The following is a 25,795-nucleotide window of genomic DNA, read 5'->3' on the forward strand; positions in this document are numbered from 1 at the left end:
CCCGTTCGACGCGCCATGACAACCTATCTCGAAGCCGAAGCAAATCCCCAGCGCAACACTGGCGTCATCAGGCTCTACGGGCCTGAGGGATTTGAGGGGATGCGCCGGGCTTCCCGCGTCACGGCCGAATGCCTCGATGCGCTCGCCGACATCGTGAAACCGGGCGTGACGACCCAGGCCATCGACGATTTCGTCTGGGATTTCGGGATCGAGCGTAACGCATCTCCGGCAACGCTCAATTATCGGGGATACACCAAAAGTGTCTGCACCTCGATCAATCATGTCGTCTGCCACGGCATTCCGAACAACAAGCCGCTCAAAGAGGGCGACATCGTCAACATCGACGTGACCTATGTCGTCGACGGCTGGCATGGCGACTCTTCGCGCATGTATCCGGTTGGACAGGTGAAGCGGGCGAGCGAGCGTCTTTGCGAAGTCACCTACCGCGCACTCCTCAAAGGCATCGAGGCGGTGAAGCCCGGCGGCCATATCGGCGATATCGGCGCGGCGATTCAGGAATATGCGCAAGCAGAGCGGTGCTCGGTCGTGCGCGATTTCTGCGGTCACGGTGTCGGGCGACTGTTCCATGATGCGCCGAACATCCTGCACTACGGCTCACGTGGCGAAGGCCCGGAGATGAAACCCGGCATGATCTTCACCATCGAGCCAATGATCAATATCGGCCGCCCTCACGTGAAGATCCTCGCCGATGGCTGGACGGCCGTCACCCGCGACCGGACCCTCTCGGCGCAGTACGAGCATTCCCTGGGCGTCACCGAGGACGGATGCGAGGTCTTCACCTATTCGCTGAAGGGCCTCGACACGCCGGGAATCACGGTCCCACCCCTCGTCGAAGCGGCCTGAGGCACATCCGCGATGGCGGGCAAGAACGAGCGCGCCGAATTCCGGGAAGATGCATCGGCTTCCAACGGCTTCGGCGAGCGCAATTCCGGCTCGTCGACATCCCCTGCGAAGCATCACGACGGTCACCGGGAACGGCTGAAGGGCCGATTCGCCGAACAGGGCCCGGATTCCCTCGCAGACTACGAGCTTCTGGAGCTCATTCTTTTCCGGTCCATCCCGCGCAAGGACGTAAAGCCGATCGCCAAGGCGCTTATCGCGCGCTTTGGCTCACTCGGTGAGGTCTTGAATGCGCCGCGACGGCTGCTTGCGGAGGTCGAGGGTGTGAAGGAAGCCGTCGCTCTCGATCTGTCGATCGTTTCCGCGATCAATCAGCGCGCAATGCGCTCCGCCGTGAGGAAACGCGAGGTGCTCTCATCATGGTCGGCGGTTCTTGACTACTGTACGGCGGTGATGGCGCACGAACCTCGCGAACAGTTCCGCATTCTGTTTCTCGACAAGAAGAACGCCCTTATCGCGGACGAGGTGCAGGGGCATGGAACCGTCGACCACACGCCGGTTTACCCGCGTGAGGTTGTGCGCCGTGCACTCGAGCTGAATTCGACGGCGCTGATCCTGGTTCACAATCACCCGTCTGGCGACCCGACACCTTCGCGCGCCGATATCGAGATGACCCGCACGATCGAGACGACAGCGAAACCCTTGGGAATTTCGCTGCACGATCATGTCATCATCGGGAAGAATGGCCACGCCAGTCTGCGTGGCCTCAAGCTGATTTAAGGCGATCGAACTCGGCAGACGCAAAAGAAAACGCGCCTCGACCTGATCGAAGCGCGCACTTTTCGTTCCAGTCGATCGAGGATCAGGTGCGGGCGATGATCTCTTCGCCGTCGACCACCATGCGCATGCCGAGACCACCCGGCTTGCGACGGGCAAGGAAACGCGGACGGCGCGCGCGGTTCGCCGAGCGGCGGCGCGGTGCTGGTTCACCCGATTTGACGGTGCCCACCGTGTCTTCAAGCGCGACGACCGAACCATCGGCCTCGACCATCAGCATCGGCAGACCGAAGAAGTCCGACCAGGACCGCCAGTCGGCAGCGACATCGTAAAGGTCGGAGGCGACGAGCAGCGGCACACAGAGCGCCGGATCGGTATGATGGTGCAGTTCGAGAGTAACGGTGACCGAACCGTCTTCGTGCTCCATCGCACGGGCTGCGATGCCCCTGAAAGCGCGAGCGGAGAGAGCGATCGATACGGGGAGGCCGGCGCGCTCCAGTTTGCGATGGATCACGGCTCCACGCGGGCTTACTTGATAGCGAACCAGTTCGCCATCGGCAGCCGGAACTTCGATCGACTGCGATGTGACGGGAAGGGTCGGGTCTATGCGGACGGGCCGATCGGCCCATTCTGGTTTAAGAGCATCGAAGGAATGTGCAACACTGGTGGTCATGACGCCTCTGCCTCTCCTGAGAGCCGTTTTCGGCTTCTCGTTCGGCCGGTTTGCTCCGGCCTTTTGATGAGACCAACCTAGACGCCGCCTCTTGCGCTCCTGCTAAGAAATGGGGTTAAGCAAATTTGACGTACCAAAGGGTTAGCAAGAAGAAAACTTGAATCAAATCTGAATCACCTTACCCGGATTCATGATGTTCTTAGGGTCCAGCGCCCGCTTGATCGCCACCATGGCCTCGTACTCGGCCCTGGCCTTGGTCGAAGCGAGCTCTTCTGCCTTCATGGCTCCGATACCATGTTCGGCGGAAAAGCTTCCGTCGAGCCCGCGTACGATCTCGTGGACGAGATGGCTGATCTCGTCCCAGCGCGCGAGAAATGCCTGCTTGTCTGCGCCGATCGGTTGCGAGATGTTGTAGTGGACATTGCCGTCGCCGAGATGTCCGAAGGCGACGATGCGCGCGTCCGGTATTGCCGAAAGAACGGCCTCATCGGCTTTATTCAGAAATTCGGGGATCGTAGCGACCGGCACAGAGACGTCGTGCTTGATTGAGCCGCCCTCCGGCTTCTGCGCCCAGCTCATCTCTTCCCGCAGCGTCCAGAACGCGTCTGCCTGAGCCTGCGACTGCGCAATCACGGCATCCTCGACAAGACCGGCCTCGAAACCTTCGCTCAAGAGCGCCTCCAGCGTTCCGGAGGCTTCTTCCTCGGATCGTTGGGACGTGACTTCGACGAGCACATACCATTCGTGCGCTTCGGAAAGCGGATCCCGCGCCCCTTCGGTGTGCTTGACCGACATCTCGATGCCGATGCGGGGCAAAAATTCGAACGCGGTGAGATTTGCCCCGGCACGGCGTTCGGCGATGCCGAGCAGCTTCAGCATATCCTCAGGAGTCTTCAGACCGGCATAGGCAACCTCACGCCCTTTCGGTTTTGGGAAAAGCTTGAGGACCGCGCCGGTGATGATTCCGAGAGTGCCTTCGGCACCGATCAGGAGATGTCGCAGATCGTAGCCGCGATTATCCTTTTTCAGCCGGCGCAGGCCGTGGATGATCTCGCCGTTCGGCAGCACGGCTTCGATGCCAAGGCAGAGATCGCGCGCGACACCATAGGCCAGCGCGCCCGTGCCGCCTGCATTGGAGGAGAGATTTCCACCGATCTGGCACGAGCCCTTGGCTCCGAGCGAAAGCGGAAAGAACAGATCCGCCCCGTCCGCCTTCTCATGGACTGTCTGGAGAACGACGCCTGCCCCGACCGTCATCGTTCGACCGACAGTATCGAGCTCTCGGATGTCGTCGAGGCGCGCGAGATTGATGAGAATTTCTCGTTTCGAGCGCGGCTGCTGACCGCCGACGAGGCCGGTATTGCCGCCCTGGGGCACGATCGGCGTCGCCGTCTCGTTTGCGAGCTTGACGATTTCGGCCACCTCTTCGACCGAGCCCGGTCTCAGGACGAGGCCTGCCTGCCCATGAAAGAGATCGCGCGGCTCGGAAAAATACGCGGGGCCAGCTTCGTCTGGACTGAGAGCGTTGGCGGGGCCCACGATCGCCGCGAAACGGTCCAGCACGTCTCGTTCGATTTCATTCAGTGCGTCATCCATCCAGAGGTTTTATCGCGGATGCGCACCCCGTCGAGCGATCGGGTGCAAGATCAATCACCACCCGGCCCTTTCCGCAATGCGCTCAGCGGGGCGCGGCAGCGCGTGTTAACCGGTCGTTGATCGCTTCGCCGAGCCCTTCGCTCGGGATCGGCGCGACCGCAATGGTTTGAACGTCCGGCCGATCGAGAAGCGCCAAAAGGCTGAAGAGGTTCGAGGCAGCTTCTTCCAGACTGCCGGATGGACTGAGATTGACGACACCAGCCGCATGCTCCTCGCCGCGTAACCGCTCGGGGCCGAATGCGATCAGCCATTCGTGTGGCTCGACGCTTGCCGCATTGAGGCGAACCGTCCCGAACGGGGCGTAGTGCGATGTCATCTGGCCCGGCGCGCTGATTGAAGCAGTTTCGGCTTTGGTTTCGACCGGAAGGCCGGATACACCCGCGATCGCCTCGCGCGAAATTCCGCCGGGTCGAAGAAGGACGATCCGATCGGGTTCGACAGTAACGATCGTCGATTCGACGCCGATGCTGGTCGAGCCGCCATCGAGAATGAGCGAAACACGATCACCGAGGCTCGCCGCCACGTGACCGGCCGAAGTCGGGCTGACCTTTCCTGAGAGGTTGGCACTTGGCGCTGCAAGAGGCCTGTCCAGTCTGGCCGAGAGCTCGGCCATGACACCAACGGGCTGACGTAGGCCGATGGTTTCCAGACCAGCCATAGCGAGTGCATGAACCGGGCTATCAGGATGCATCGGGGCGACGATCGTCAGGGGGCCAGGCCAGAAGGCGGCCGCAAGCTTGCGTTCGACATCGCCGAACCGCGCCAACTGTTCGGCCAGTTCGAGGCCATGGACGTGGCAGATCAGCGGATTGAAGGCGGGGCGCCCCTTGATGGCGAAAATCTTCGCCACCGCTTCGCCGTTGGTTGCATCTGCGGTCAGACCATAGACGGTCTCCGTCGGCGCCACGACGCACTCGCCTTTATCGAGAAGGTATGCCGCACGCTCCATGGCTTCGGGGTCATCGGCCACTCTGATCAGATCGTCGCTGAAAGGGTCAGAAGACATCGAGAATTCCCCTTGGGACCGAGCATAAAAAAAGAGGGCGCCCCATGATGAGGCACCCTCGATGCTTGGCTGACTTATGTCGGCAAGAATGTGGCGTCAGTTATTGGTCGCCGGTTCCTGCTCTTCGGTAGCGGCATCAGCGGCTGGTTCGTCAGCGCCGTCCTCTGGAGCCGGCTCGACATCGACGGTCGGCACGTCCACCGTGACCTCTTCGGAGCCAACATCGACATCGCCGGTCTCTACATCCGCCTCAGGCATCTGACCGCCTTCGACCGATACCTCCGGAAGCTCGCCTTCCTGCGTCTGATCGACGTTCACGAAGAAGAACAGAAAATACGCGGCGACAACAACGACAATGACCGCGACGATCGCACCAATTGCCCTACCCATTCATCATACTCCAACACTTGTTATACCTTGTCGGAGGCCAATGCCGCAGTGCAAAGGATGTTCCGTAAAGAGCCGGATTAATCCGGCTCTAAAACGATCCGAACTCAGTGAGTGAGGCTGAAAGCGGAGGAAACACGGGCATCCGCATGGGTGAGAACGGTATAGGGCATGTCGTGCTCTGTTCCTTCGCTACCTGTCGCTTCCGCGATCGAAGCAGGCGAAGCCCCAGGAGAGGCTTCGGCCAGGCGTGCCAGAGCCATTGCCGACTTGGAACCCTTCGCTGTCCCCGTAAGGGCCAGAGCAGCATTTGAAACCTTCGCAACGCCTGTCTTTTCGCTACCGAGAGAAGCTTGCTCGTCGGCTATGGCGTCTTCAGCCTCGTTTTCAGAGACGGCCTCGGTTTCGGTCGCTTCAGTGTCAGAACCCTTCGAAACTTCGGCACGCAGCGGGTTCGGCCTCGGAACAGGCATGCCCGGAGCAGGATCGCCTTGGATGACCGCAGCTTCCTCTAGTTTGGCCTTTGCAGCTTCCTCAGCTTCTTCCAAAGTAGCCTGCACGCGGCTTTCCACATGTTCAGGGCCCTTGGCGGCGGCCTGGTTCAGAAGCTTCAGCGGATCGATGCGCTTCGGACGATCGGCCATCGGGCCATAGGCGGCCAACATGCCATCAGCGGTTTCGGCACCGTCATTGGCTGGGTCCAGCACGCCAGCGACTTCAGCCTCGGCCTCTTCATCGACCGACGCAACCAGCATGCCCGGATCGGTCTCAGGCTTTGGCTCTGGAAGAAGTTCGTCAAAGGGCCATGCTGCCTTCAGACCTTTGACATCGAGATGCGAAACGTTGACGTCGATATCGTCCTTCGTTCCGTCGACCCGGTAGGGGCACGACCGGCTATTGCAGTTGTGCATCGAGGAAAACTGCCACAACGCGTAGCGCGGCCAGGTCTCTTCCGGGAACTTGCCGGTGATGTCGCCGGTGTAGCGTGCGTACCAGAGCGGCAGGCGCGAGAGCAGCGGATAGTCCTCGCGGTTGGTCGAGATGTGCTTGGCGGTGTTCCCATTGGTATAGAGAACCGGATAGCGCCCCGTGCGGACCTTCACCTGCTCGGCAAAGATTTCCGCGTCCTCGAGGCTCATGAATTCATCGCTCAGATCCTCGATATCGAGGGCGATGAGATCGCCTTCGCGTGGTTCGGCAAAATCGATGAAATGATCGGCCTGGGCGCGTGGGTTACCCGGGCGCGCCAAATGATATGCGCCCCAGAGCAGGCCGAGGGAGTCAGCAATCTGGCGGCGGGTCATATAGAGCTCTTTGGTGACGGAATATTTCCACCACCGGTTCTTGCAGAGCTTCCAGGCGTCGTCGCGCTTCGAGCCGCAACGATATTTCGGCGGCATCCCGTCCGAAGCCTTGTTGATGAAACCGGCGATCCGTTCGTCCGCCGTCATCTTTTCCCAGTCGATCGGATTGAACTCATATGCATCGATGACAAGGGCGCGGTCAGTGTCCTTCCAGGGCGCCTTCCAGTCGGCAGCGGCTGGTTGAGCCGACAGACCAATGAAGCAAAGCGAAAGAACCAATCCTCGCTTCAGGCTCGTCGCGAAAGCGGCGTGCATGTTCGTCATATTGTCTGGTTCCCCTCGATGAGGTCGAATGACCTTCGATGTGTCCGCCATTCGAGAAAACTAGGCCAGTGTGCCTGCCCAACGCTTAAACTTCCCCAAGCGAGCGTTTGGTCAGGACCTGTCTTCTGTGGCTTGCGAACCTCTCTGCACTCAAAATCTGTCGGGTTCCGGGCAGCGCCGATCACGAAATGTTAAAATCGGGTTTACCGTCTCACCGACCGCTTAGAACGGCTGTGCCGAAACGAGACATACTGTGCCGGGAATTGAGCGAAATCCAAGAGCACATATTAATACCTGGTTAACGCTGTTCGGCTCGGCATGCTGTGGTGACAATTCAAGAAAGTCGGGGCGCTGCCTGGATTGCGGCCTCACGCTCAAAGCTATTGTTGGAGGCTCTTAAGAGTTTCCGGCTGCGACGGGCCCGTCGCCAGCTTGTCGTCGCGTTGTCCTTTGACTGACATCCGATGCGCAATGAGCCGTCTCCAGCTTGGGTCAGGGCAATGATGCAACTCTCCATTCGGAGCGTTCGAGATCGACAGCTCGAATCGCGAAGCATCTCTTATGCCAGTCAAGCAGGGAGCTGCCGCGAAAGCGTTGGATCATAAAGGCGGCAGGCTGCCCGAGCTGTCATCGATTCGTTATGCGGAACTGCATGTATTTGATGCAAATCCGATCGAGCTCGGAGACTTTTCAAAATATCCTTTGAAATCATAGGTTTACAAAAGGTCACTGAGCAAATCAGATTTCGTGAAAAAGCGCATTTCGTGCATCCCTTGAGTCAAGCGGACCCTGTGCGAGGGATGAAAAAAAATATTCAGAACGTCGGCTATCAACAGAACTTTTCTGTGGAAGCCCTGACTCTAAGGGATTCTTGCGAGGGGTTCAGCGACCGGTTTCGCCAAGTGCGCCACACTGGATATGGCTGGATTCGGAATCTTCCGAGACTCGCCTTGCCACGCTTCGAAGGGGGCCGTAACGTTTCTCCGACGACGAAAAGTTGGAGCGAAACGACGTGGTGGATACCCCGACTGAACCAAGATTGAACGCGAGGAAACCTTCGCATTTCAAGATTGGATCGAGTCCAGGTGATCGCTAGAGCGTAAACAGGCTCCCTTAGTCTTTAATTTGAAATACAGCGCCCGTCTCTAGGACGTGTGCAACTTCCGAAATCCAGTTTCGGGGGAACGGGGAAAGTTCGACATGCAGGGTGAATACAAAGCCGACGTTACACCGTCGGAATGCTGGGCTCGTCTCAAGGAGAACCAGAACGCTTTTCTAGTCGATGTCAGAACGCGCCCGGAATGGACATTTGTCGGAATTCCGCGGCTCGACGATTCCGGCAAGAAACCGCTTCTGGCTGAATGGCAGACCTATCCGAGCATGTCGATCGATCCGAACTTTGTGTCGCTCGTGTCCGAGGCTATCGAAAATGCAGGCGGTGACCGGGAGGCAGAGGTCTATTTTCTCTGCCGGTCCGGCCAACGCTCGGCTTCTGCCGCCGCGACGATGACGGCTCACGGCTTCTCCAACTGCTTCAATATATCCGGCGGCTTCGAAGGCCCGCCGGACGAGAACGGCCACCGCGGCAAGCGAGGCGGATGGAAGGCTGAATCCCTGCCTTGGCAGCAGGGCTGACGAAGCAGCTTGAACTTAAATGCGCATGAAAATTGGGAAGCCGGCGAGAAGCGGGCCGGTTCTTCCTTTGACTGAACGAAGGGCGGTACAATGATGGCGGTAACCACGGACGATCAGGCCGGAGCAGGTCAGCCTCGTGGGAATGACGAGATCATGACCCGGGTGAATACGCGGCTGAAAGCCCAGCTTGGCCCGGAAATCTTCGCCAGCTGGTTCCAGCGGATGCATCTTGATCATGCCGGCAAGGGCGTCTGTCAGGTATCGGTGCCGACGGCCTTTTTGCGTTCGTGGATTCGCGGGCACTATCAGGACATGCTGACCGAAGCTTTCAAGGCGGAAGTACCCGGCACGCTTCGCGTCGATATCGTGGTCAGAAGCGCCGTTCGCGGCGGCGGCGTCAATATCCGTAAGAACGGACGGGACGCGGAGGGAGTAAGGCCCGCGACGATCGCCAAAACCGGTCAGGCAGCTAACGTCGTTGAATTCGCCGGCCGCGAAGTGTCTTCGGCTGAGCCCCGCCCTACACAGATCAAGCCTACCGGCATCGCCAATGGCTGTGAGATCGGCTCGCCGCTCGATCCACGCTATGTCTTCGAGACATTCGTCGAGGGCACGGCCAACCGTGTGGCCCTCGCCGCCGGCCGGGCTATCGCGGAGAACGGCCCGCAGTCCTTCCGCTTCAATCCGCTTTTCGTCCATGCTGGCGTCGGACTTGGAAAAACGCATCTTCTCCAGGCGATCGCCAATTCGGCGGCCGCGCGCGAGGATGCGCCGCGCGTCGTCTATCTGACAGCGGAATATTTTATGTGGCGCTTCGCCTCCGCGATCCGCGACAACAAGGCGCTCGATCTCAAGGAAACACTGCGCGGCATCGATGTCCTTATCATCGACGACGTGCAGTTTCTTCAGGGCAAATCGATCCAGCAGGAATTCTGCCACCTGCTCAATGCCCTGATCGACTCGGCCAAGCACGTGATCTGCGCGGCGGACCGGCCGGCCAAGGATCTCGAAAGCCTCGATCCGCGCGTTCGCTCGCGCCTTTCAAACGGCATCACGCTTGAGCTTGCGACGCCTGACTATGCGATGCGCCGCGAGATCGTCGAAATGCGCATCCGCGCCCTCGCCGTAGAAGACCCGACCTTTGTCCTGCCCGAGGAGACGATCGATGCGATCGCCCGGCGAGTCGACGGCACCGGCCGCGATCTCGAAGGCGCCTTCAACCAGATCGCCTTCCGCCATTCGCTGGGTCAGCCGCTGACACCGGACGCGATCGGCGATCTTCTCTCGCAGTTCTCGCGGACGAGCGCAGAGCGCCGTGTGCGGATCGAGGACATCCTCAAATTTGTCTCGCGCCACTACAACATCTCGCGGACGGACATCCTGTCCGCGCGTCGAACGCGTACCATCGTCCGGCCGCGACAGATCGCGATGTATCTTGCCAAGACCATGACGCCGCGCTCGCTCCCCGAGATCGGCCGGCGTTTCGGTGGACGCGACCATACGACGGTGCTTCATGCGGTCCGCAAGATCGAGGCGGAGCGCGGCAAGGACGAGGCGTTTTCCGAGGAACTCGACGTCATTCGCAGGATGATCGAGGAGTAAGCGGTTCTATCGGACGGCTGGAGCCAATAGGTTGTAGTCGTCCACATCCTTCGCGCGCTCGAACGCTTCCAAACCTGTCTTTCTTTCTTTAAGACCGGCATTCCGACGGTTGGGTGGCTTCTCGAGCCGCCCTCGCCCGCTTTTTTCGCGAATGGTCCAGTCTTATGCGTATCATCATCGAGAGATCGAACCTTCTGAAGTCGCTGGCCCACGTTCACCGCGTGGTGGAACGACGGAACACGATCCCGATCCTGTCGAACGTTCTCCTGCGTGCAGGTTCGAAGACACTTGGCCTGAAGGCGACCGATCTCGACATCGAGATCACCGAAGAAGTGACGGCGCAGGGCGATCAGGAAGGTGCGACCACCGTACCGGCCCATCTGCTCTACGACATCGTGCGGAAACTGCCTGACGGCGCCGAGGTCAAGCTCGATCTCAATGGCGAAGGCACCCAGATGACGGTGTCGGCCGGTCGGTCGAATTTCCGCCTGCAATGCCTGCCAGAGACGGATTTTCCGGACATCACGGCTGGTGAACTCAGCCACGGCTTCACCATGGAGGCTGGCGCCCTCGCCCGGTTGATCGAACGCACCCAGTTTGCGATCTCGACCGAGGAAACGCGCTATTATCTGAACGGCATCTATCTCCACACGATCGAAGCCGAAGGCGATCTCATGCTGCGGGCCGTTGCAACCGACGGCCATCGTCTCGCGCGTGCCGAAATGGCGGCGCCGAGCGGTTCTGAGGGTATGCCGGGCATCATCGTGCCGCGAAAGACCGTCGGCGAAATCCAGAAGCTGCTCGGCGATTGCGACGACGACGAAGAGATCCGCGTCGATCTTTCCGACTCCAAGATCCGCTTCACGATCGGCCCGGTCGTCATGACCTCCAAGCTCATCGACGGAACTTTCCCCGACTACCAGCGCGTGATCCCGCAGAATAATGACAAGGAACTGACGCTCGACCGCGCGTCGTTCTCGTCTGCGGTCGATCGCGTGTCGACGATCTCGTCGGAACGTGGCCGCGCGGTGAAGCTGACCCTCGCAGACTCCCAGCTGACGCTGACCGTGAATTCGCCTGATGCGGGCACTGCGACCGAGGAACTGCCCGTCGGCTACGATTCGGACGATCTGGAGATCGGCTTCAACGCCCGCTACCTGCTCGACGTCACGAGCCAGCTCTCCGGCGAGGAAGCGGTTTTCGTGCTGGCCGATCCGGGCTCCCCGACATTGATCAGAGACGGCGGCGATACGTCGACGCTTTACGTCCTGATGCCGATGCGGGTGTGAGGCCACACCGGTTCTTCACGAGCGCGTTTCGATGAGCCAAGCCACGCCCGGCACGCCGAGCGAGGTGACCTCGCTCAAGCTGTTCGACTTCCGCAACTATGCTTCGCTGCACCTGAGCTTCGACAAGCGCTTCGTGGTGTTTGCCGGCGCGAACGGCGCGGGCAAGACAAACCTTCTCGAAGCGCTGTCTCTTCTGTCGCCTGGACGCGGCCTGCGCCGGTCAGCTTATGGCGAGATGGCTCGGCAAGGCGGGGCCTCCGGCTTTTCCGTTCGTGCGCAGATCAGCGCTGACGGCGACGAGACGGCAGTCATCACCAGCGTACGCCTCGACGGCGAAGGGCCAGCATCCCGGCAGGTTCGGATCGGCGAGACCCAGGTGAAATCTGCCGAGGAGCTTCTGGATATCGCACGCATTGTCTGGCTGACGCCGGCGATGGACGGGCTCTTTACCGGGCCCGCCGGTGACCGCCGACGCTTTCTCGATCGGATGGTGCTTTCGATCGATCCCGCCCATGGTCGCCGTGCATCCGATTTCGAACGCGCCATGCGATCGCGCAATCGGCTTCTGTCGGACAACCGGGTGGACGATCGGTGGCTGGCGGGCATCGAGACACAGATGGCCGAGCTCTGTGTGGCAATGGCCTTCGCGCGAAGCGAACTGGTGACCAACCTGACAAATGCCGTCGCACTGACAGATCCGTCCCTGCCCTTTCCGAAAGCCGGGCTTGAGCTTTCATCAGGATTGGAAGACGGCGGTTTCGATGGACCGGCGGTTCTGGTCGAGGATCGATATCGCGAACGCCTCGCCCGCGACAGGCATCGCGATGCGGCCGCGGGGCGAACGCTCGAAGGCCCGCACCGGGCTGACCTTCAGGTCACGCATCTTGCCAAGCAGATGCCAGCCGGGCTTTCGTCGACGGGCGAACAGAAGGCGCTTCTCGTCGGGCTGGTCATCGCCCATGCACGGCTGACATCGGCGCTGTCCGGCATGGCACCGATCCTTCTCCTCGATGAGATCGCGGCCCATCTCGATGCCGGACGACGCGCGAGCCTGTTCGATCTCGTCGGAGAGCTGGGGGGGCAGACTTTCATGACCGGAACGGACGAAAGCCTGTTTGTAGCGCTGGGTGATCGCGCCCAGATCATCACCATCGCCGACGGCGCCGCCATACCGGCGAAGGAGGAATGACATCATGACCGATCCGGCGCTGAACAGAGACGAATTAGAACGCTATGCGCGCCACATCGTGTTGCCGGAAATTGGCGGTGCCGGACAGCAGAAGCTGAAGGCTGCGCGGGTTCTCGTCATTGGCGCGGGCGGTATCGGTTCTCCGGTGGCACTTTATCTTGCGGCTGCCGGTGTCGGCACGATCGTCTGCGCGGACGACGATACGGTGTCACTATCCAACCTTCAGCGCCAGGTGCTCCATGGTACGGAGGATGTCGGCCGATCGAAGCTCGACAGCGCGTCGGACGCGCTGAAACGCGTCAATCCTTACTGTCAGTTCGAATCCCACCCCATCCGACTCACGCAAGAGAACGGCACTGACCTAGTCGCATCCTGCGATCTCGCCATCGACGGATCGGACAATTTCGCGACCCGCTATGCGATGGCCGACCTCTGCGAAGCCGCGAAAGTCCCGCTGGTGACGGCCGCCGTCCAGCGTTTCTCCGGCTCGCTCACCGTGCTCACACCATACCGGGAAGGTGCAGACGGCGTACTCCTGCCGCGCTATCGCGACCTCTTTCCCGAAGCACCGGAGGCCGGGACCGTGCCGAGCTGCGCGGAGGCCGGGATTCTAGGTACGACGACCGGTGTTCTCGGCACACTCGCGGCATCCGAAGCGATCAAGGTCATTTGCCAAACCGGCGAACCGCTGATCGGCAGGTTCCTGATGGTCGACCTTCTTGCCATGCGCTTCGAGACCATCCGCTACAAGCGCATGAAGCCGAAAGCCGGCGCGGCAGGGCTTGCACCCGCCGACCGCACCGCCTAACCCGGCAGTCGACCAACAAGACCTCTTCGAAGGAGCTTTCATGGCACCGAACATCGCCGTCATCGGCTGTGGCCAGTGGGGCCAGAACCATGTCCGTACGCTTGCCGAACTGCGCTGCCTCGGAGGGGTTGCTGATCAGGATGCTGCGCGCGCCAAGGGGTTTGCGGAAAAGCACAATGTGCCGGTTTTCACGGTCGACGAGGCGATTGAAAGCGAAGACATCGACGCGCTGGTGCTGGCGCTTCCAGCCAAACTCCACGGGCCGACTGCCCGCCGCGCCTTCGCTGCCGGCAAGGACGTTCTCATCGAAAAGCCGATCGCACTCGATCACGAGGAGGCCAAGCTCACCGCCAACGCTGCCGAGGAGCATGGCCGGTTGCTGATGGTCGGGCATGTGCTGCGCTTCCATCCTGTCTTTCGGCGGCTCAGCGAGCTCGTTTCCTCCGGCAAGATCGGCACGGTGAAGCATCTCATCGCCAACCGGCTGGGGCTCGGCCGCTTTCTCGGAATGGACGCGATCTGGGATCTTGCGCCGCACGACCTCTCGCTGATCCTGCATCTCGCCGGTGACCACCCCGATACCATCCGCTGCAAGCGCAGGACCGTTCTCAGCGACGAGGCCGATATCGGAGACATGTCCTTCACCTTCGCCAATGGGGTGACGGCCGATGTCCACGTGTCACGCGTCTCGCCCTATCGCGATCGCCGTTTCGTGGCGATTGGCACCGAAGGCATGCTGGTCTTCGACGATCTTGCACCCGAGAACGAGAAACTTGCATTCTACGGCCACAAGGTCTGGCCGAACGTAAAGGGCTTCGACTTCGTCAATGCGCCGGTCGAGCACATCAACTATGAGGCCGGTCTACCGCTGACCAATGAACTGTTGCACTTCATCGATTGCGTGAAGAGCCGCACGGCGCCCGAGACCGGTGCCGATGAAGCAGTGGAAACGGTTCGGATCTTGGCGGAGGCCTCACCACTGAAAACGGAGTGAGTTCAGCCGCCGACAGCCCCTTATGCCGGCGAGATGAATTCCTGGCGGATTGCGTGGAATGCCGAGAGCGCTTCGCATCGGGCGGTGTGCGCTATTAACGCCTCATAGTGCTTCGCAGAGCGCAGCGTTGGATGAGCGTCGGAGAGAAAGCGGAATGCCGCTGCGATCGCGATGTCCGCATGGCCGGGCTTTGCGGCGAAAACAAAGTCTTCAGTCAGGCCGGCGACCTCAGCATCCAACACGTCGAGGACTTCGCCGATCTGCGTCGTGCAACGCTCTACCCAGACATCCGACAATGTCTCGTGCAGAACCCGTTCGTAAATCAACGCGACCATCTTCTCACAGAGGCCGTGAGCCAGCGCACAGATCCTGAGCTGGTCTCGCCGCTCGGTGCCGAGAGGCGGCAGAAGCGCTCGCTCCAATCCAGCCTCTTCGTCGAGGTAAAGCAGGATGGTCGTCGAATCGAGCAGCGCCGTGCCGTCATCCAGAACCAGGGTCGGCACGCGGCGAAGCGGATTATATTCGGCGATCTTTTCGCCGTCGCCGAAGACCGACCATGGCCGATGCTCGAACTCCATTCCGTAGAGCGTCAGGGCAATACCGACGCGGCGCACGAAAGGCGAATCATATTGTCCGATCAGGATCATGTGAGACAAATCTCATCCAAAATATCAAAAGATTCAGATGAGCGTCAGCGGGTCGGAACCGGCTCATCACCACGATAATCGTAGAAGCCGCGCCCAACCTTGCGTCCGAGCCACCCGGCTTCGACATATTTCACGAGAAGCGGGCATGGCCGATATTTCGAGTCCGACAATCCATCGTGCAGAACCTGCATGATGGAAAGACATGTATCGAGGCCGATGAAGTCGGCGAGCTGCAGCGGCCCCATCGGATGGTTCGCGCCGAGCTTCATCGCCGTGTCGATCGAGGTGACCGATCCGACGCCCTCATAGAGCGTGTAGATCGCCTCGTTGATCATCGGCAGCAGGATGCGGTTGACGATGAATGCCGGGAAGTCCTCCGAGACAGTCACCGTCTTTCCGAGCTTATCGACGAAGCCCCTGGAAGCCTCGAAGGTCGCCTCTGCTGTGGCAATGCCGCGAACCAGCTCGACCAACTTCATGACCGGGACCGGGTTCATGAAGTGAATGCCCATGAACTGTTCCGGCCGATCGGACGCCGCAGCGAGGCGCGTGATGGAGATCGAGGAAGTGTTGGAGGCGAGGATCGCGTCTTTGGAGAGGTTTGGGCAGATCTCGCGGAAGATTTTCCGCTTAACGTCCTCGTTCTCGGTCGCCGCCTCGATGACGAGGTCGAGATCGCCAAGGGTCGAGAGGTCGGTGGAGGTCTCGATCAGCGACAGCGCGCTCGTGCGGGCATCGTCCGTGATCTTTTCGGACGAAACCTGGCGGTCGAGCCCCTTTTGGATGACCGACAGGCCCTTATTGGTCTGGTCTTCGCCGACATCGTAGAGCCGGGCCTTCATGCCCGCGAGCGCGACGACATGCGCGATCCCCGAGCCCATCTGTCCGGCTCCGATGATACCAACGCTTTTGATTTCGGCCATGACTGCCTCCCGATCCGTTTCTTGGGTCTCGGCTTCGAACCAGAAGTGAGACCGGAGTTATATGCAGTGCAGCATAAACCGGGAGGCATTGCGTTCCAAGGGGCCAAGAAGCCCCTTCAGAACCGTTACAGCTTCTCGGTCAGTTCCGGTACCAGTTCGAAGAGATCGCCCACGAGGCCGTAATCGGCAACCTGGAAGATCGGCGCTTCCTCGTCCTTGTTGATCGCGACGATCACCTTGGAATCCTTCATGCCGGCGAGATGCTGGATCGCGCCGGAAATACCGCATGCAATGTAGAGCTCCGGCGCGACGACCTTGCCAGTCTGTCCCACCTGCCAGTCGTTCGGGGCGTAGCCGGCATCGACCGCCGCGCGCGATGCACCGACTGCCGCGCCGAGCTTGTCGGCAAGTGGCATCATGATTTCACGGAACTTCTCGTCCGAGCCGAGCGCCCGACCGCCAGAAACGACCACCTTGGCGCTGCCAAGATCCGGACGTTCCGATTGCGCCAGCTCTTCCGAAACGAAGCTCGACAGGCCGGGATCAATCACCGAAACCGACACGGCTTCGATCGGGGCCGAGCCGCCCTCGCCCGTTGCATCGAAGCTCGACGTGCGAATGGTCATCACCTTCTTGGTATCGGAGGATTTGACCGTCTGGACAGCGTTGCCGGCATAGGTCGGCCGCTTGAAGGTATCCGGGCCTTCGACGCTCATTACGTCGGAAATCTGCATGACGTCGAGAAGCGCTGCCGCTCGCGGCAAGACATTCTTGCCCATCGTGGTGGCGGGCGCGACGATCGCGTCGTAACCGCCAGCCATCTCGACCAACAACGCGGCGACAGGCTCGGCGAGGCGGTTGGCGAGGATCGGAGCTTCCGCTGTCAGGACCTTCGCGACGCCGTCGAGTTTGGCGGCGGCCTCTGCGACGGCTCCCACGCCCTCGCCCGCAATGAGGAGATGGACGTCAGAGCCGAGCGCCTTCGCAGCGGTCAAGGCTTTCGCGGTCTCCGAAGAGAGCGCTGTATTATCGTGTTCGGCCAGAAGAAGAGTGGTCATGTCGATTATCCTTCCCGCGCCTTAAAGGACGCCGGCTTCGTTCTTGAGCTTGTCGACCAGTTCGTCGACCGAGGCGACCTTCACGCCGGCCTGACGGCTCTCGGGCTCTTCGGTCTTCAGGACTTCAAGCCGACGCGCGATGTCGACGCCGAAATCGTCGGGCGTCTTGGCGTCGATCGGCTTCTTCTTCGCCTTCATGATATTGGGAAGAGAGGCGTAGCGCGGCTCGTTGAGGCGCAGATCGACCGAGACGACGGCGGGCAGGTTCAGATCGACAGTCTGGAGGCCGCCATCGACCTCGCGCGTCACCTTCACGCTGCCGTCCGACGGCTCGACCTTATAGGCGAACGTGCCCTGCCCCCAGTTCGTCAGAGCGGCCAGCATCTGACCAGTCTGGTTGCAGTCATCGTCGATCGCCTGCTTGCCGAGGAAGACCAGGTCTGGCGTTTCGGTTTCACAGATTCCCTTGAGGATCTTGGCGACGGCAAGCGGCTCGACGATTTCGTCGGTCGCAACGTGAATGCCGCGATCGGCGCCCATGGCGAGCGCGGTGCGAATGGTGTCGGCAGACTGTTTCGGCCCGATCGAAACCGCGATGACCTCCTCGGCCGTACCGGCTTCCTTGAGCCGTACGGCCTCCTCGACGGCAATCTCGTCGAAGGGGTTCATGCTCATCTTGACGTTGGCGAGTTCCACGCCCGAGCCATCCGGCTTCACCCGGATCTTCACGTTGTAGTCGACCACGCGCTTGACGGCGACGAGGATTTTCATGGGGCTTTGCTCCCGAAACGTTTTGTCGGCTGCCGAGTCATTTAGGGGCCGCCTGTCATGTCAGCAGAGGTTTTGGCCTCGGAGTGAACGCATTTCAAGAAGGCGCTGTAGGCCAGATCGCGCCGGGCCGAACGATTCTTCCAATCATTCGGTCTTTGCTAGCGGCTTTTTCCGGGGACCCAGAGAACGTCGCCTTTGCCATCGTCATTGGCGATCCGCCCACAGACGAAGAGGTGGTCGGAGAGGCGGTTGATATAGCGCAGAGCCGTATCGGCAACCGGCTCCTTTCTTGCCAAAGCGACCATCAGCCGTTCGACGCGCCGTGAAACGGTGCGGGCGTGATGGAGATTTGCGGCGACGGGCGCTCCGGCGGGCAGCACGAAGCTCTTTAACGGTTCGAGCTTTTCGTTCATCCGGTCGATCTCAGCTTCCAACCGGTCGACCTGGCTATCAACGACCTTCAACGGCTCGAAACCGAGGTCTTCTCCCGTGTCGGGCGTCGCAAGTTCGGCGCCGAGATCAAAAAGCTCGTTCTGAATGCGGGCGAGCATGTCGTCGAGATCGCCCGCCGCGTGGAGCCGCGCGAGACCGATGACCGCGTTGAGTTCGTCCACCGTGCCATAGGTTTCGACGCGCAGGTCGTCCTTCGGGCGCCGCTCGCCATTCCCGAGCATCGTGGTGCCCTTGTCGCCCGTGCGGGTGTAGATCTTGTTCAGCTTGACCATGCGCGCTCCTTACCTTTGGCCGGAAGGTTGGACGCAATCACAAAGGGTCAACGGCCGAAGAGAAGAAACGCCACGATCAGGACGACCGCGATCGCCTGAAACATGATTCGATAGCGCATGAATTTCTGCGATTTGTTGCTCGGGCCGCCCTTCATCAGGTTCATGAGACCCATAATAAGGACGATCGCCGTTGCGATCATCGCAGCAAGCGCCAGAAATGTCAGGAAGCCAGACATGGAGACCTTCTGCCAGAAATCACGGCCTGAGATGCCGGATCGGAAGTGACATCCAATCTAGGGTCCACGCCGATGCGTCAACAGACGCAGCGATGTCGCAGACGAAAGCCGGACGCCTGAGGGCATCCGGCTTCGATCTGGCAGGAGCGAGATAAGGTGACCTCTCAGTGGAGAATCGGCGTTTCGCCTTCCGAGACGAGGTGGAGGACATCGTAAGTGGCGCTGGCGTTGAGCACCTGCGCGAGATTGTCCACGTCCTCTGTCTTGCTTTCACTTGCGGCGATGATGATAGCCGTTTCGCCATCGATTAATCCGCCAATCAGGTCCAGGCATTCGAGCGGTGCGTGGACCACCGTCATTGCATAGCTCTGGTGAAAAGCCTCGATATAGACCGCGAGGTCTTCGAGCTGATCCTCCTCCAGGGCGGCAAGATCCACATCTCCGGATGGCGCGACGTGAAGGCGCGACTGGGGATCGCGATGGATGATCTCATCGACCGGCCGGCCGCCCCCCAGAAGATCGATCCATCCCGCGGGAACATCCTCATCGGAAACGATCGGTGAATTGGCCGATCCTTCGAGTTGAATGAGCGCGACGGGATGGTTCTCTTCGGTCAGGAGCCGCGAAAGCGTCAGCACCGTTTCAAGCGAAGAGTTGTCCGCAAAGGGGGTGACGACCACCAGCCGCTTGATCTTCATTTCCTTTGCCGCGAAAGCCAGGTCGTCGACGCCGACCCGCTCGATCACCTGTTTATTGCCGCCTAGGTCACCGGTCTCGATCGTCTCGTTTTCCACGCCGTCCACGCTCGCATTCGCCATATCAATGATCGCTTTTTGAAATCCGTGTCCGGGACCAGCCTCGATCGCAAGCCTTGCGGTCTTGTCGAGAGGCCTATCCTGTCTGGTCGCCGCTTCATCAGCTGCGCCGTCCGAATGCAGGGTGCCTGTGTTTCTCATATCGCCACCGTCCGATCCTCGGGCCCGGCCGCGATGGCAGAATGGCGGCCACTTGCCCGGATTTGGTAAGTGAACGGTCGCTCTTTTTGGTAACCAGCCCGTTAAGCGTCTGTTTTTGGTTGCCGTTCGACGAAGATTTTAACCTTCGAAGGCCTTCGGCTACTGGTCTAAACCCTTCCACATCAAGGGTTTCACGAATGATTAACCCTAATTGCGGTATCACTTTGCCAAGCGGTACGGCGATGCCTTGGGGCTTCTTCATGCGCGTTTCGGCGCGACCGGCTGGACGGACGGAGTTGGGGAATGAGAACGATTGCAAAGTTCGTACTGGGCCTGGCGATGGTGTCGACCGCGGCCTGTTCGTCTTACAAGCCCGCCCCGCCGGCCTTTCACGCAGTCCTCAATCAGCCATATCGCTTCGATAGCGGCGACGTTGCTCGTATCACGGTGTTCGAGCAGCAAGAGCTGACGAAGGCCTATCCGATCGACAAGGCCGGCTATCTATCGATGCCCCTCATTGGCGACGTACCAGCACGGGGCCGCACCTCGGTCCAGCTTCAGCAGGAAATCGCATCGAAGCTGCGCGACGGCTATCTGCAGGATCCCGACGTAACGGTGTCGGTCGATCGCTATCGTCCGTTCTTTATCATGGGCGAGGTCAACCAGGGCGGCCAATACACCTATGTTCCCGGCATGACTGTTCAGAAGGCGATCGCGGTTTCGGGCGGGTTCACGCCACGCGCAGAGCAAGGCACGGTCGATATCACCCGGCAGATCGGCAAGCAGGTGATAACCGGCCGCGTCGTTACATCCGACCCGCTCCTGCCGGGCGACACAATTTATGTACGCGAGCGCTGGTTCTAGCCGCAATCGATAGGCCCAGCTGATCGCACCTGTGGCGGCAGACGCCTCGCCTGCCCTTCCAGAAAGACCTATCCGCTTTCACCGTGCAGCCGCGCCGCGACTTCCGCGATCTCCTTGCATAAGGCATCGGCCGCCTCGTCCCGCCGACTGTTGCGGCGGCGCGAAAGACCAACGGGCCCACCGAGAAGTTCGTCGCGGACCGGCAAAACCGCCAGTTCGCCGCGATCGAGCTCGGTTCTGACGACTCCTTCGGAGATGAACCAGATGGTGTCTGAAATCTGAACCGTCCGGATGCCAAATGCCTGCGAGACGTTATCGTAGGAGGCGATCGCCTCTCCTATCCCGAGCGACTGAAGATAGGAACGCACCGCCGGCGCGATCACTGCGCCGCCGGGCGGCAGCATCAGCGGGAAACGCTGCAAGTCGGATGGCGCCCATTCGGTCCCAGCAAGCGGGTGGCCGGGCCGGACGATGGGCACCACGCGCTCCCAATAGAGACGGTGGAAATCTAGACCCTGCGCCAGACCCTGCGGCGGCATGCGGCCAACAACCAAATCGAGTTCACCCTCGCGCAGCTGGGACAGAAGCAGCCAGTTCGGGCCCGTCGATATACGCAAGGTACAATCGGGAAAGCGCGCTCGAAACGCTTCAGCGGCGGCGGGAAAGAGCTGGGTAGAGGCGGTGGGTAGAACGCCAACGGAAAGCTTCCTGCGTTTTGCCGTGTTCTCCCGGACAAGAGTCTGTGCTCGTTCGAGATCGGCAAGGGCCGTGCCGGCATGCCGCTGAAAGACGAGCCCGGCTTCGGTGAGGACGAGCCGGCGCCCGCTTCGGTCGAAGAGATGGACGCCGAGAATATCCTCCAGCTCGCGGATTGTCTTCGATGCCGCCGGCTGGCTGACGTTCAGGGCTTCCGCTGCGGCGTTCAGGCTGCCGCGCCGCGCCGTTTCGACGAAACAGCGCAGATGCCGCAGTCGCAGGAGCGGATCGAGCAATAGATAACTCCGGGGTTATATCATCTCTCGACAAATATATTTTCCGAGACAAGTCCGCCATGACAAAATCCTCTTATGTCGATGAAGCCAGACAGGAACTGGACCCCGGGGGAGCTGAATGACCGATCGCTATGAAGAAGGCATGCGCGTGCGCCGTTCCGTTCTCGGCAACGAACACGTGGATCGAGCCGAGGCAGCAAAGACCGAATTCGACGTTCCCTTCCAGGACCTCATCACCCGATCGGCCTGGGGCACGGTCTGGGCGTCGGACGGTATCTCACAGCGCGATAGGTCCATGCTCACCCTTGCCCTGCTCGCGGCGTGCGGAAACTTCGAGGAAATCCCCATGCACATCCGTGCAACGGCGCGGACGGGCGCTTCAAAGCAGGACGTACTCGAGACCTTTCAGCATGTGGCGATCTACGCCGGTGTTCCCCGTGCAAATCACGCCCTCAAACTCGCCAAGGCGACCTATGCCGAAATGGAAGAGGAAGTCCGCAATGGCTGATCTGGGCCCCTTGTTTCCGCGCGATCGGGGCATTCATCCCGTTGCCTACGATCCCGGCTACAAGACGAGTGTAGCGCGCTCGCCGTCGCTTCCGCTCGTGTCGATGGAAAGCACGCCGAGCGAGGAAACGGGACCGCGTTTCGGCCATTCTTCGCTCGGGCCACTCGACAACAATCTGATCCTCAATTTTTCCAAGGGTGAAGCGCCGGCAATCGGCGAGCGCATCCTGATGCATGGCCGAGTCCTGGACGAAAACGGCAAGGGCGTGCCGCAGACGCTGGTCGAAATCTGGCAGGCCAATGCCGGCGGTCGCTACCGCCACAAGAAGGACGGCTACCTCGCGCCGCTGGACCCGAATTTCGGCGGCTGCGGACGGACCCTCACGGACGACGAGGGGGGCTACCAGTTCCTGACCATCCGGCCCGGCGCCTATCCCTGGCCCAATCGCGGAAACGACTGGCGGCCGATGCACATCCATGTCTCGGTCTTTGGTCACTCCTTCGGCCAGCGCCTGATCACGCAGATGTATTTCGAAGGCGATCCGCTGATTTCCCGCTGTCCGATCGCCGCGACGATCAAGTCCCGCGCCCACCTCGACCGGCTGGTTGCTCCCCTCGACATGGGCCGATCGCGCCCGCTCGACTTTCTCGCCTACAAGTTCGACATCGTGCTGCGCGGACGCCGCCAGACCATGTTCGAGAACCAGCTGGAAGGCTTCTGACATGGTCCAGACACTCGACACGCTTCAGGAAACGCCGTCGCAGACAGCCGGGCCATACGTTCATATCGGTCTGATGCCGACCTATGCCGGAAATCCCGGAACCTATGAGCACGAAATCGGCCACTCTCCGATCGAGGAAGGGGCGAAGGGCGAAATCATTGAGATCGTCGGATCGGTTTATGACGGCACCGGCTGGGCAATGCGCGACGCTCTGATTGAGAGCTGGCAGGCGGATGCCTCGGGCCTATTCCCCGGTCAGGTAGGCGCCGATCCGAAGGTCTCCGGCTTCTGCCGCTTCGCCGCGGACGGCGAGAACGGCGAATTCACGCTGCGCACGGTAAAACCCGGCCGGGTCGCCAGCCGGTCCGGGCAGTCCCAGGCGCCGCATATCTCGATCTGGATCGTCGCACGGGGCATCAATATCGGCCTTCAGACCCGCATCTATTTCGAGGACGAGGATAATGCTGCCGATCCGCTGCTGAACCGGATCGAGCAGCGTCACCGTGTCGACACGTTGCTTGCCAGGAAGGGTGACGACGGGCGCTACCGCTTCAATATCCGCCTTCAGGGCGAAGGTGAGACGGTCTTCCTCGATCTCTGAACAAGCGGACAACTACGAACGTCGTGGAAAGACAGGACATGAGCATCAACGTCTTCGATCACCCCTGGCTCAATGGCCTGTTCGCGGACGAAGAGACGGCCGAGATCTGGTCGTCGGAGGCTCAGCTAGAGCACATGCTCGCCTTCGAGGCCGCGTGGAGCCGCGCTCTCAGCGCAACGGGCCTTGCCGATTCGGCCGCATCCGAGACCGCCGCCAAGTTCATTGAAACTGCGGAAATCGACATTGCGGCACTTCGCGCCGGCACCGGCCAAGACGGCATTCCGGTCCCGAACCTCGTCAAGCAGTTGAAGGCGATAGCTGGAGACGGCATCCATTCCGGCTCGACATCCCAGGACGTGATCGATACCGCCCTCGCCCTCACCCTGAAGGCGACGTCGGCGCTTCTCGATAACCGCCTCGGTGCACTCGCCTCTGGCCTTTCTGCCCTTGAAGACCGCTTCGGCGATCGCCCGCTGATGGGCCGCACGCGGATGCAAGCGGCGACCGAGATAACCGTTCGCGACCGCGTCATGGCATGGCGCCTGCCGATCGAGGGCTATCGAAGCCGTCTCCCGGCGCTTCGGCAATGCGTCGAGCGCGTGCAGGTCGGTGGCGCATCCGGCAACCGTGCGGCGGTCGGCGACAAGGGGCAGGCGATGGCCGACCATGTCGCGGCATCCCTCGGCCTCTCCAGCACCGGCAAAGCCTGGCACGCCATGCGCGAAAATCTCGCTGCCTATGCGGGCTTTCTTTCGGAGGTCAGCGGCACGCTAGGCAAGATGGGAACCGATATCTGCCTGATGGCCCAACAGGGCATCGATGAGATCGCGTTGAAAGGCGGCGGTGGCTCGTCGGCGATGCCGCACAAGCAGAACCCGGTGGTTGCTGAACTGCTGGTCACCCTCGGCCGATTCAACGCGGTGCAGCTGTCCGGAATGCACCAGGCCCTCCTCCACGAACAGGAACGCTCGGGCGCCGCCTGGGCGCTCGAATGGATGATCCTGCCGCAAATGGCGATGGCGACCGGCCGCGCCACCAGCGCCGCACTGACGCTGATCGGGGATATCGAGAGAATCGGCAATTCAGAGTAAACGACGATGAAAGAGGTTTGGGCCGCTTATCCGACCCTATCGTAAAGGAAAGACGATCTCAAAAGCAACGACGAGATAAGGCTTCGCCGATTGGGAAAGCATTATCTCCATGGGCGTCTTCAGCGGAAGAGATTGTCGTGTGTCGAGGGTCACTGAATCGAATAGGGACACGAGCACCGCTGAGTCTCCTGATATTCTGATCGATCCCGCACCACTGCTCAGGTCCGATCGTCCCTACCCACCGTCTATGAGTAGTGGAACTGGTTTGCCGATGTTCATACGGTTGCAAACGCTGATCAGACTGAAGACATTGGCAACGAGACCGTCCTCGACTCGTTTGCCCCCAAAACGGGTTTGACGCCAGAATTGCTCGACACTCTTTGGACTTTCATGGGAACCTGTTGATTGTAGCTTGGAGTATCAGCCGGCGTTCACACGTAAGTACATGCGGCGGCGTTGCCATTTCTGATCTATCAGCGTTCGTTCGAAGAGGCTTTCGATGACGCCGTGCGTCCTGTCGAGCATCTCGTCTCCGCTGCCTTCGCCAGACGCATCGAGTGCGAGGATAATGAGGTCGAAACCACGAATAGGGGTAACGGCCATCGCTCCAGTCGAAATGCTTCCGCTCCGCTCTTTGCTCCGATTAGCGCGATAGACCGCATGCTCATCTCGCGTCGGACTGGTCTCTCCGAACCGATCACCTTTCAGGTCTTGCGCGGGAATGGCATCCGGATTGGGGTCAACGTCGAAAATCGCGTCCAGAAAATGCTCGCGCGTTTCGAAGTTTTGCGCATACGCCCGGCATCATCGGTTCTGGCATGAACGATTATGAATCTTTTTGGCTTGATCGCTGCGCCGGTCAGGGCCGCTTTGAGCGAAGTGCAATCGGCTTCCAAAGCAGAGAGCGTGGCGCTTGCTCTTGCCGCAGGCTCGAACGAATCGAGAAGCACTCGATCATACTTGCCGGTCGCCGCATCGACTGGGCAGAAAGCTGGCGGAATTCTCAGACGCACGGTCACATCGCCAACTGCCGACGAACCTGGAGTTGCGTCTCAACAGGCGGACTCCCGAGGCCGCTCGCAGTCCAACACCGGCATTGCCGGAGCAGTCGAGGAGGACACGGAACGAGCGGATGCCTATCGGCGCCGGATCGAGATCACCGCATGCACACTCTGTTCGCGACAATTCCCCTGCGCC

At 60.6% G+C, this 25,795-nt stretch carries 28 protein-coding genes; 13 read left to right on the plus strand and 15 right to left on the minus strand.

Going from position 1 to position 25,795, the window contains the following annotated elements; translation table 11 throughout:
* The first annotated feature begins 15 nt into the window (after positions 1-15).
* Together map and radC are read left to right on the plus strand one after the other, a co-directional pair.
* Positions 16-864, plus strand: a complete 849-nt coding sequence (gene map, locus ABRA89_RS13555; protein ID WP_349942032.1) for a type I methionyl aminopeptidase — start codon at positions 16-18, stop codon at positions 862-864.
* 12 nt (positions 865-876) lie between these two features.
* Positions 877-1,641, plus strand: a complete 765-nt coding sequence (gene radC / locus ABRA89_RS13560) for a RadC family protein (protein ID WP_349942033.1) — start codon at positions 877-879, stop codon at positions 1,639-1,641.
* 82 nt (positions 1,642-1,723) lie between these two features.
* On the opposite strand, the gene ABRA89_RS13565 is transcribed toward radC, so the two are convergent.
* The 5 genes from ABRA89_RS13565 to ABRA89_RS20435 form a co-directional block, all read right to left on the minus strand.
* Positions 1,724-2,311 (minus strand): DUF6101 family protein, encoded by a 588-nt coding sequence (locus ABRA89_RS13565; protein WP_349942034.1) that lies wholly within the window; start codon positions 2,309-2,311, stop codon positions 1,724-1,726.
* 162 nt (positions 2,312-2,473) lie between these two features.
* Positions 2,474-3,907 (minus strand): FAD-binding oxidoreductase, encoded by a 1,434-nt coding sequence (locus tag ABRA89_RS13570; protein WP_349942035.1) that lies wholly within the window; start codon positions 3,905-3,907, stop codon positions 2,474-2,476.
* Positions 3,908-3,989: 82 nt separating this feature from the next.
* A complete protein-coding gene (locus ABRA89_RS13575) occupies positions 3,990-4,973 on the minus strand; it encodes an L-threonylcarbamoyladenylate synthase (RefSeq protein ID WP_349942036.1) in 984 nt (327 codons plus the stop codon).
* Positions 4,974-5,069: 96 nt separating this feature from the next.
* Positions 5,070-5,363, minus strand: a complete 294-nt coding sequence (locus ABRA89_RS13580) for a hypothetical protein (RefSeq protein WP_349942037.1) — start codon at positions 5,361-5,363, stop codon at positions 5,070-5,072.
* 104 nt (positions 5,364-5,467) lie between these two features.
* On the minus strand, positions 5,468-6,988 hold the full coding sequence (locus ABRA89_RS20435) for a glycoside hydrolase family 25 protein (RefSeq protein WP_463671298.1): 1,521 nt from the start codon (positions 6,986-6,988) through the stop codon (positions 5,468-5,470).
* Positions 6,989-8,188: 1,200 nt separating this feature from the next.
* Here ABRA89_RS20435 and ABRA89_RS13590 point away from each other — a divergent pair.
* The 6 genes from ABRA89_RS13590 to ABRA89_RS13615 all read left to right on the plus strand — a co-directional run bounded on the left by ABRA89_RS13590 (position 8,189) and on the right by ABRA89_RS13615 (position 14,505).
* On the plus strand, positions 8,189-8,623 hold the full coding sequence (locus tag ABRA89_RS13590) for a rhodanese-like domain-containing protein (RefSeq protein ID WP_349942038.1): 435 nt from the start codon (positions 8,189-8,191) through the stop codon (positions 8,621-8,623).
* A gap of 93 nt (positions 8,624-8,716) precedes the next feature.
* A complete protein-coding gene (gene dnaA, locus ABRA89_RS13595) occupies positions 8,717-10,225 on the plus strand; it encodes a chromosomal replication initiator protein DnaA (RefSeq protein ID WP_463671299.1) in 1,509 nt (502 codons plus the stop codon).
* A gap of 164 nt (positions 10,226-10,389) precedes the next feature.
* The gene (gene dnaN, locus ABRA89_RS13600) at positions 10,390-11,514 is read left to right on the plus strand and encodes a DNA polymerase III subunit beta (protein ID WP_349942040.1); all 1,125 of its coding nucleotides are present in this window, start codon (positions 10,390-10,392) and stop codon (positions 11,512-11,514) included.
* A 31-nt stretch (positions 11,515-11,545) separates the two neighbouring features.
* Positions 11,546-12,703: a DNA replication/repair protein RecF gene (recF, locus tag ABRA89_RS13605; RefSeq protein WP_349942041.1), complete on the plus strand. Its 1,158-nt coding sequence runs from the start codon at positions 11,546-11,548 to the stop codon at positions 12,701-12,703.
* Between the two features lie 4 nt (positions 12,704-12,707).
* Positions 12,708-13,511, plus strand: a complete 804-nt coding sequence (gene moeB, locus ABRA89_RS13610; protein ID WP_349942042.1) for a molybdopterin-synthase adenylyltransferase MoeB — start codon at positions 12,708-12,710, stop codon at positions 13,509-13,511.
* Between the two features lie 40 nt (positions 13,512-13,551).
* Positions 13,552-14,505: a Gfo/Idh/MocA family protein gene (locus tag ABRA89_RS13615; RefSeq protein WP_349942043.1), complete on the plus strand. Its 954-nt coding sequence runs from the start codon at positions 13,552-13,554 to the stop codon at positions 14,503-14,505.
* Positions 14,506-14,525: 20 nt separating this feature from the next.
* On the opposite strand, the gene ABRA89_RS13620 is transcribed toward ABRA89_RS13615, so the two are convergent.
* From ABRA89_RS13620 to ABRA89_RS13650, 7 genes are all read right to left on the minus strand, one after another.
* Positions 14,526-15,152: a glutathione S-transferase family protein gene (locus ABRA89_RS13620; RefSeq protein ID WP_349942044.1), complete on the minus strand. Its 627-nt coding sequence runs from the start codon at positions 15,150-15,152 to the stop codon at positions 14,526-14,528.
* Between the two features lie 44 nt (positions 15,153-15,196).
* Positions 15,197-16,075, minus strand: a complete 879-nt coding sequence (locus ABRA89_RS13625; protein WP_349942045.1) for a 3-hydroxybutyryl-CoA dehydrogenase — start codon at positions 16,073-16,075, stop codon at positions 15,197-15,199.
* 125 nt (positions 16,076-16,200) lie between these two features.
* Positions 16,201-17,133, minus strand: coding sequence for an electron transfer flavoprotein subunit alpha/FixB family protein (locus ABRA89_RS13630; protein ID WP_349942046.1), 933 nt, complete (start codon positions 17,131-17,133; stop codon positions 16,201-16,203).
* Between the two features lie 21 nt (positions 17,134-17,154).
* The gene (locus ABRA89_RS13635) at positions 17,155-17,904 is read right to left on the minus strand and encodes an electron transfer flavoprotein subunit beta/FixA family protein (RefSeq protein WP_349942047.1); all 750 of its coding nucleotides are present in this window, start codon (positions 17,902-17,904) and stop codon (positions 17,155-17,157) included.
* Between the two features lie 158 nt (positions 17,905-18,062).
* Complete coding sequence (locus ABRA89_RS13640; RefSeq protein ID WP_349942048.1) at positions 18,063-18,629, minus strand: cob(I)yrinic acid a,c-diamide adenosyltransferase; 567 nt, start codon at positions 18,627-18,629, stop codon at positions 18,063-18,065.
* 47 nt (positions 18,630-18,676) lie between these two features.
* Complete coding sequence (locus tag ABRA89_RS13645) at positions 18,677-18,865, minus strand: twin transmembrane helix small protein (protein WP_349942049.1); 189 nt, start codon at positions 18,863-18,865, stop codon at positions 18,677-18,679.
* A gap of 164 nt (positions 18,866-19,029) precedes the next feature.
* On the minus strand, positions 19,030-19,821 hold the full coding sequence (locus ABRA89_RS13650; RefSeq protein ID WP_349942050.1) for a hypothetical protein: 792 nt from the start codon (positions 19,819-19,821) through the stop codon (positions 19,030-19,032).
* A 303-nt stretch (positions 19,822-20,124) separates the two neighbouring features.
* Here ABRA89_RS13650 and ABRA89_RS13655 point away from each other — a divergent pair, with 303 nt between their 5' ends.
* Entirely contained in the window at positions 20,125-20,685 is a 561-nt protein-coding gene (locus ABRA89_RS13655; protein WP_349942051.1) for a polysaccharide biosynthesis/export family protein, read from the plus strand.
* 68 nt (positions 20,686-20,753) lie between these two features.
* On the opposite strand, the gene ABRA89_RS13660 is transcribed toward ABRA89_RS13655, so the two are convergent.
* Positions 20,754-21,677: a LysR substrate-binding domain-containing protein gene (locus tag ABRA89_RS13660; RefSeq protein WP_349942052.1), complete on the minus strand. Its 924-nt coding sequence runs from the start codon at positions 21,675-21,677 to the stop codon at positions 20,754-20,756.
* A 118-nt stretch (positions 21,678-21,795) separates the two neighbouring features.
* On the opposite strand from ABRA89_RS13660, the gene pcaC reads away from it, so the two are divergent.
* The 4 genes from pcaC to ABRA89_RS13680 are packed head-to-tail and all read left to right on the plus strand — an operon-like array spanning position 21,796 to position 24,598.
* Complete coding sequence (pcaC, locus tag ABRA89_RS13665; RefSeq protein WP_349942053.1) at positions 21,796-22,185, plus strand: 4-carboxymuconolactone decarboxylase; 390 nt, start codon at positions 21,796-21,798, stop codon at positions 22,183-22,185.
* Entirely contained in the window at positions 22,178-22,906 is a 729-nt protein-coding gene (gene pcaH, locus ABRA89_RS13670; RefSeq protein ID WP_349942054.1) for a protocatechuate 3,4-dioxygenase subunit beta, read from the plus strand. Before pcaC ends, pcaH begins: the two co-directional genes overlap by 8 nt.
* A 1-nt stretch (position 22,907) precedes the next feature.
* Positions 22,908-23,507, plus strand: coding sequence for a protocatechuate 3,4-dioxygenase subunit alpha (gene pcaG / locus ABRA89_RS13675; RefSeq protein WP_349942055.1), 600 nt, complete (start codon positions 22,908-22,910; stop codon positions 23,505-23,507).
* A 38-nt stretch (positions 23,508-23,545) separates the two neighbouring features.
* Complete coding sequence (locus tag ABRA89_RS13680) at positions 23,546-24,598, plus strand: 3-carboxy-cis,cis-muconate cycloisomerase (RefSeq protein WP_349942056.1); 1,053 nt, start codon at positions 23,546-23,548, stop codon at positions 24,596-24,598.
* A 420-nt stretch (positions 24,599-25,018) separates the two neighbouring features.
* On the opposite strand, the gene ABRA89_RS13685 is transcribed toward ABRA89_RS13680, so the two are convergent.
* Together ABRA89_RS13685 and ABRA89_RS13690 are read right to left on the minus strand one after the other, a co-directional pair.
* On the minus strand, positions 25,019-25,201 hold the full coding sequence (locus ABRA89_RS13685) for a hypothetical protein (protein WP_349942057.1): 183 nt from the start codon (positions 25,199-25,201) through the stop codon (positions 25,019-25,021).
* Positions 25,202-25,302: 101 nt separating this feature from the next.
* Positions 25,303-25,617 carry a hypothetical protein gene (locus tag ABRA89_RS13690; protein WP_349942058.1) on the minus strand — a complete coding sequence of 105 codons (315 nt, stop codon included), beginning with the start codon at positions 25,615-25,617 and terminating at the stop codon, positions 25,303-25,305.
* Positions 25,618-25,795 lie beyond the last annotated feature (178 nt).

It is taken from the genome of Fulvimarina thalattae (assembly GCF_040239565.1).
Lineage (GTDB): Bacteria > Pseudomonadota > Alphaproteobacteria > Rhizobiales > Rhizobiaceae > Fulvimarina.

What these genes read in the sequence shown, in the direction of transcription:
- ABRA89_RS13625 (WP_349942045.1), bottom strand. Translation starts at nt 16,075, where the DNA reads ATGGCCGAAATCAAAAGCGTTGGTATCATCGGAGCCGGACAGATGGGC.
- map (WP_349942032.1), top strand. Translation starts at nt 16, where the DNA reads ATGACAACCTATCTCGAAGCCGAAGCAAATCCCCAGCGCAACACTGGC.
- moeB (WP_349942042.1), top strand. Translation starts at nt 12,708, where the DNA reads ATGACCGATCCGGCGCTGAACAGAGACGAATTAGAACGCTATGCGCGC.
- ABRA89_RS13640 (WP_349942048.1), bottom strand. Translation starts at nt 18,629, where the DNA reads ATGGTCAAGCTGAACAAGATCTACACCCGCACGGGCGACAAGGGCACC.
- radC (WP_349942033.1), top strand. Translation starts at nt 877, where the DNA reads ATGGCGGGCAAGAACGAGCGCGCCGAATTCCGGGAAGATGCATCGGCT.
- ABRA89_RS13680 (WP_349942056.1), top strand. Translation starts at nt 23,546, where the DNA reads ATGAGCATCAACGTCTTCGATCACCCCTGGCTCAATGGCCTGTTCGCG.
- dnaN (WP_349942040.1), top strand. Translation starts at nt 10,390, where the DNA reads ATGCGTATCATCATCGAGAGATCGAACCTTCTGAAGTCGCTGGCCCAC.
- ABRA89_RS13655 (WP_349942051.1), top strand. Translation starts at nt 20,125, where the DNA reads ATGAGAACGATTGCAAAGTTCGTACTGGGCCTGGCGATGGTGTCGACC.
- ABRA89_RS13590 (WP_349942038.1), top strand. Translation starts at nt 8,189, where the DNA reads ATGCAGGGTGAATACAAAGCCGACGTTACACCGTCGGAATGCTGGGCT.
- dnaA (WP_463671299.1), top strand. Translation starts at nt 8,717, where the DNA reads ATGGCGGTAACCACGGACGATCAGGCCGGAGCAGGTCAGCCTCGTGGG.
- pcaH (WP_349942054.1), top strand. Translation starts at nt 22,178, where the DNA reads ATGGCTGATCTGGGCCCCTTGTTTCCGCGCGATCGGGGCATTCATCCC.
- pcaC (WP_349942053.1), top strand. Translation starts at nt 21,796, where the DNA reads ATGACCGATCGCTATGAAGAAGGCATGCGCGTGCGCCGTTCCGTTCTC.
- ABRA89_RS13630 (WP_349942046.1), bottom strand. Translation starts at nt 17,133, where the DNA reads ATGACCACTCTTCTTCTGGCCGAACACGATAATACAGCGCTCTCTTCG.
- recF (WP_349942041.1), top strand. Translation starts at nt 11,546, where the DNA reads ATGAGCCAAGCCACGCCCGGCACGCCGAGCGAGGTGACCTCGCTCAAG.
- ABRA89_RS13685 (WP_349942057.1), bottom strand. Translation starts at nt 25,201, where the DNA reads ATGGCCGTTACCCCTATTCGTGGTTTCGACCTCATTATCCTCGCACTC.
- ABRA89_RS13620 (WP_349942044.1), bottom strand. Translation starts at nt 15,152, where the DNA reads ATGATCCTGATCGGACAATATGATTCGCCTTTCGTGCGCCGCGTCGGT.
- ABRA89_RS13650 (WP_349942050.1), bottom strand. Translation starts at nt 19,821, where the DNA reads ATGAGAAACACAGGCACCCTGCATTCGGACGGCGCAGCTGATGAAGCG.
- ABRA89_RS13580 (WP_349942037.1), bottom strand. Translation starts at nt 5,363, where the DNA reads ATGGGTAGGGCAATTGGTGCGATCGTCGCGGTCATTGTCGTTGTTGTC.
- ABRA89_RS13645 (WP_349942049.1), bottom strand. Translation starts at nt 18,865, where the DNA reads ATGTCTGGCTTCCTGACATTTCTGGCGCTTGCTGCGATGATCGCAACG.
- ABRA89_RS13635 (WP_349942047.1), bottom strand. Translation starts at nt 17,904, where the DNA reads ATGAAAATCCTCGTCGCCGTCAAGCGCGTGGTCGACTACAACGTGAAG.
- ABRA89_RS13575 (WP_349942036.1), bottom strand. Translation starts at nt 4,973, where the DNA reads ATGTCTTCTGACCCTTTCAGCGACGATCTGATCAGAGTGGCCGATGAC.
- ABRA89_RS13570 (WP_349942035.1), bottom strand. Translation starts at nt 3,907, where the DNA reads ATGGATGACGCACTGAATGAAATCGAACGAGACGTGCTGGACCGTTTC.
- ABRA89_RS20435 (WP_463671298.1), bottom strand. Translation starts at nt 6,988, where the DNA reads ATGACGAACATGCACGCCGCTTTCGCGACGAGCCTGAAGCGAGGATTG.
- ABRA89_RS13615 (WP_349942043.1), top strand. Translation starts at nt 13,552, where the DNA reads ATGGCACCGAACATCGCCGTCATCGGCTGTGGCCAGTGGGGCCAGAAC.
- ABRA89_RS13565 (WP_349942034.1), bottom strand. Translation starts at nt 2,311, where the DNA reads ATGACCACCAGTGTTGCACATTCCTTCGATGCTCTTAAACCAGAATGG.
- pcaG (WP_349942055.1), top strand. Translation starts at nt 22,908, where the DNA reads ATGGTCCAGACACTCGACACGCTTCAGGAAACGCCGTCGCAGACAGCC.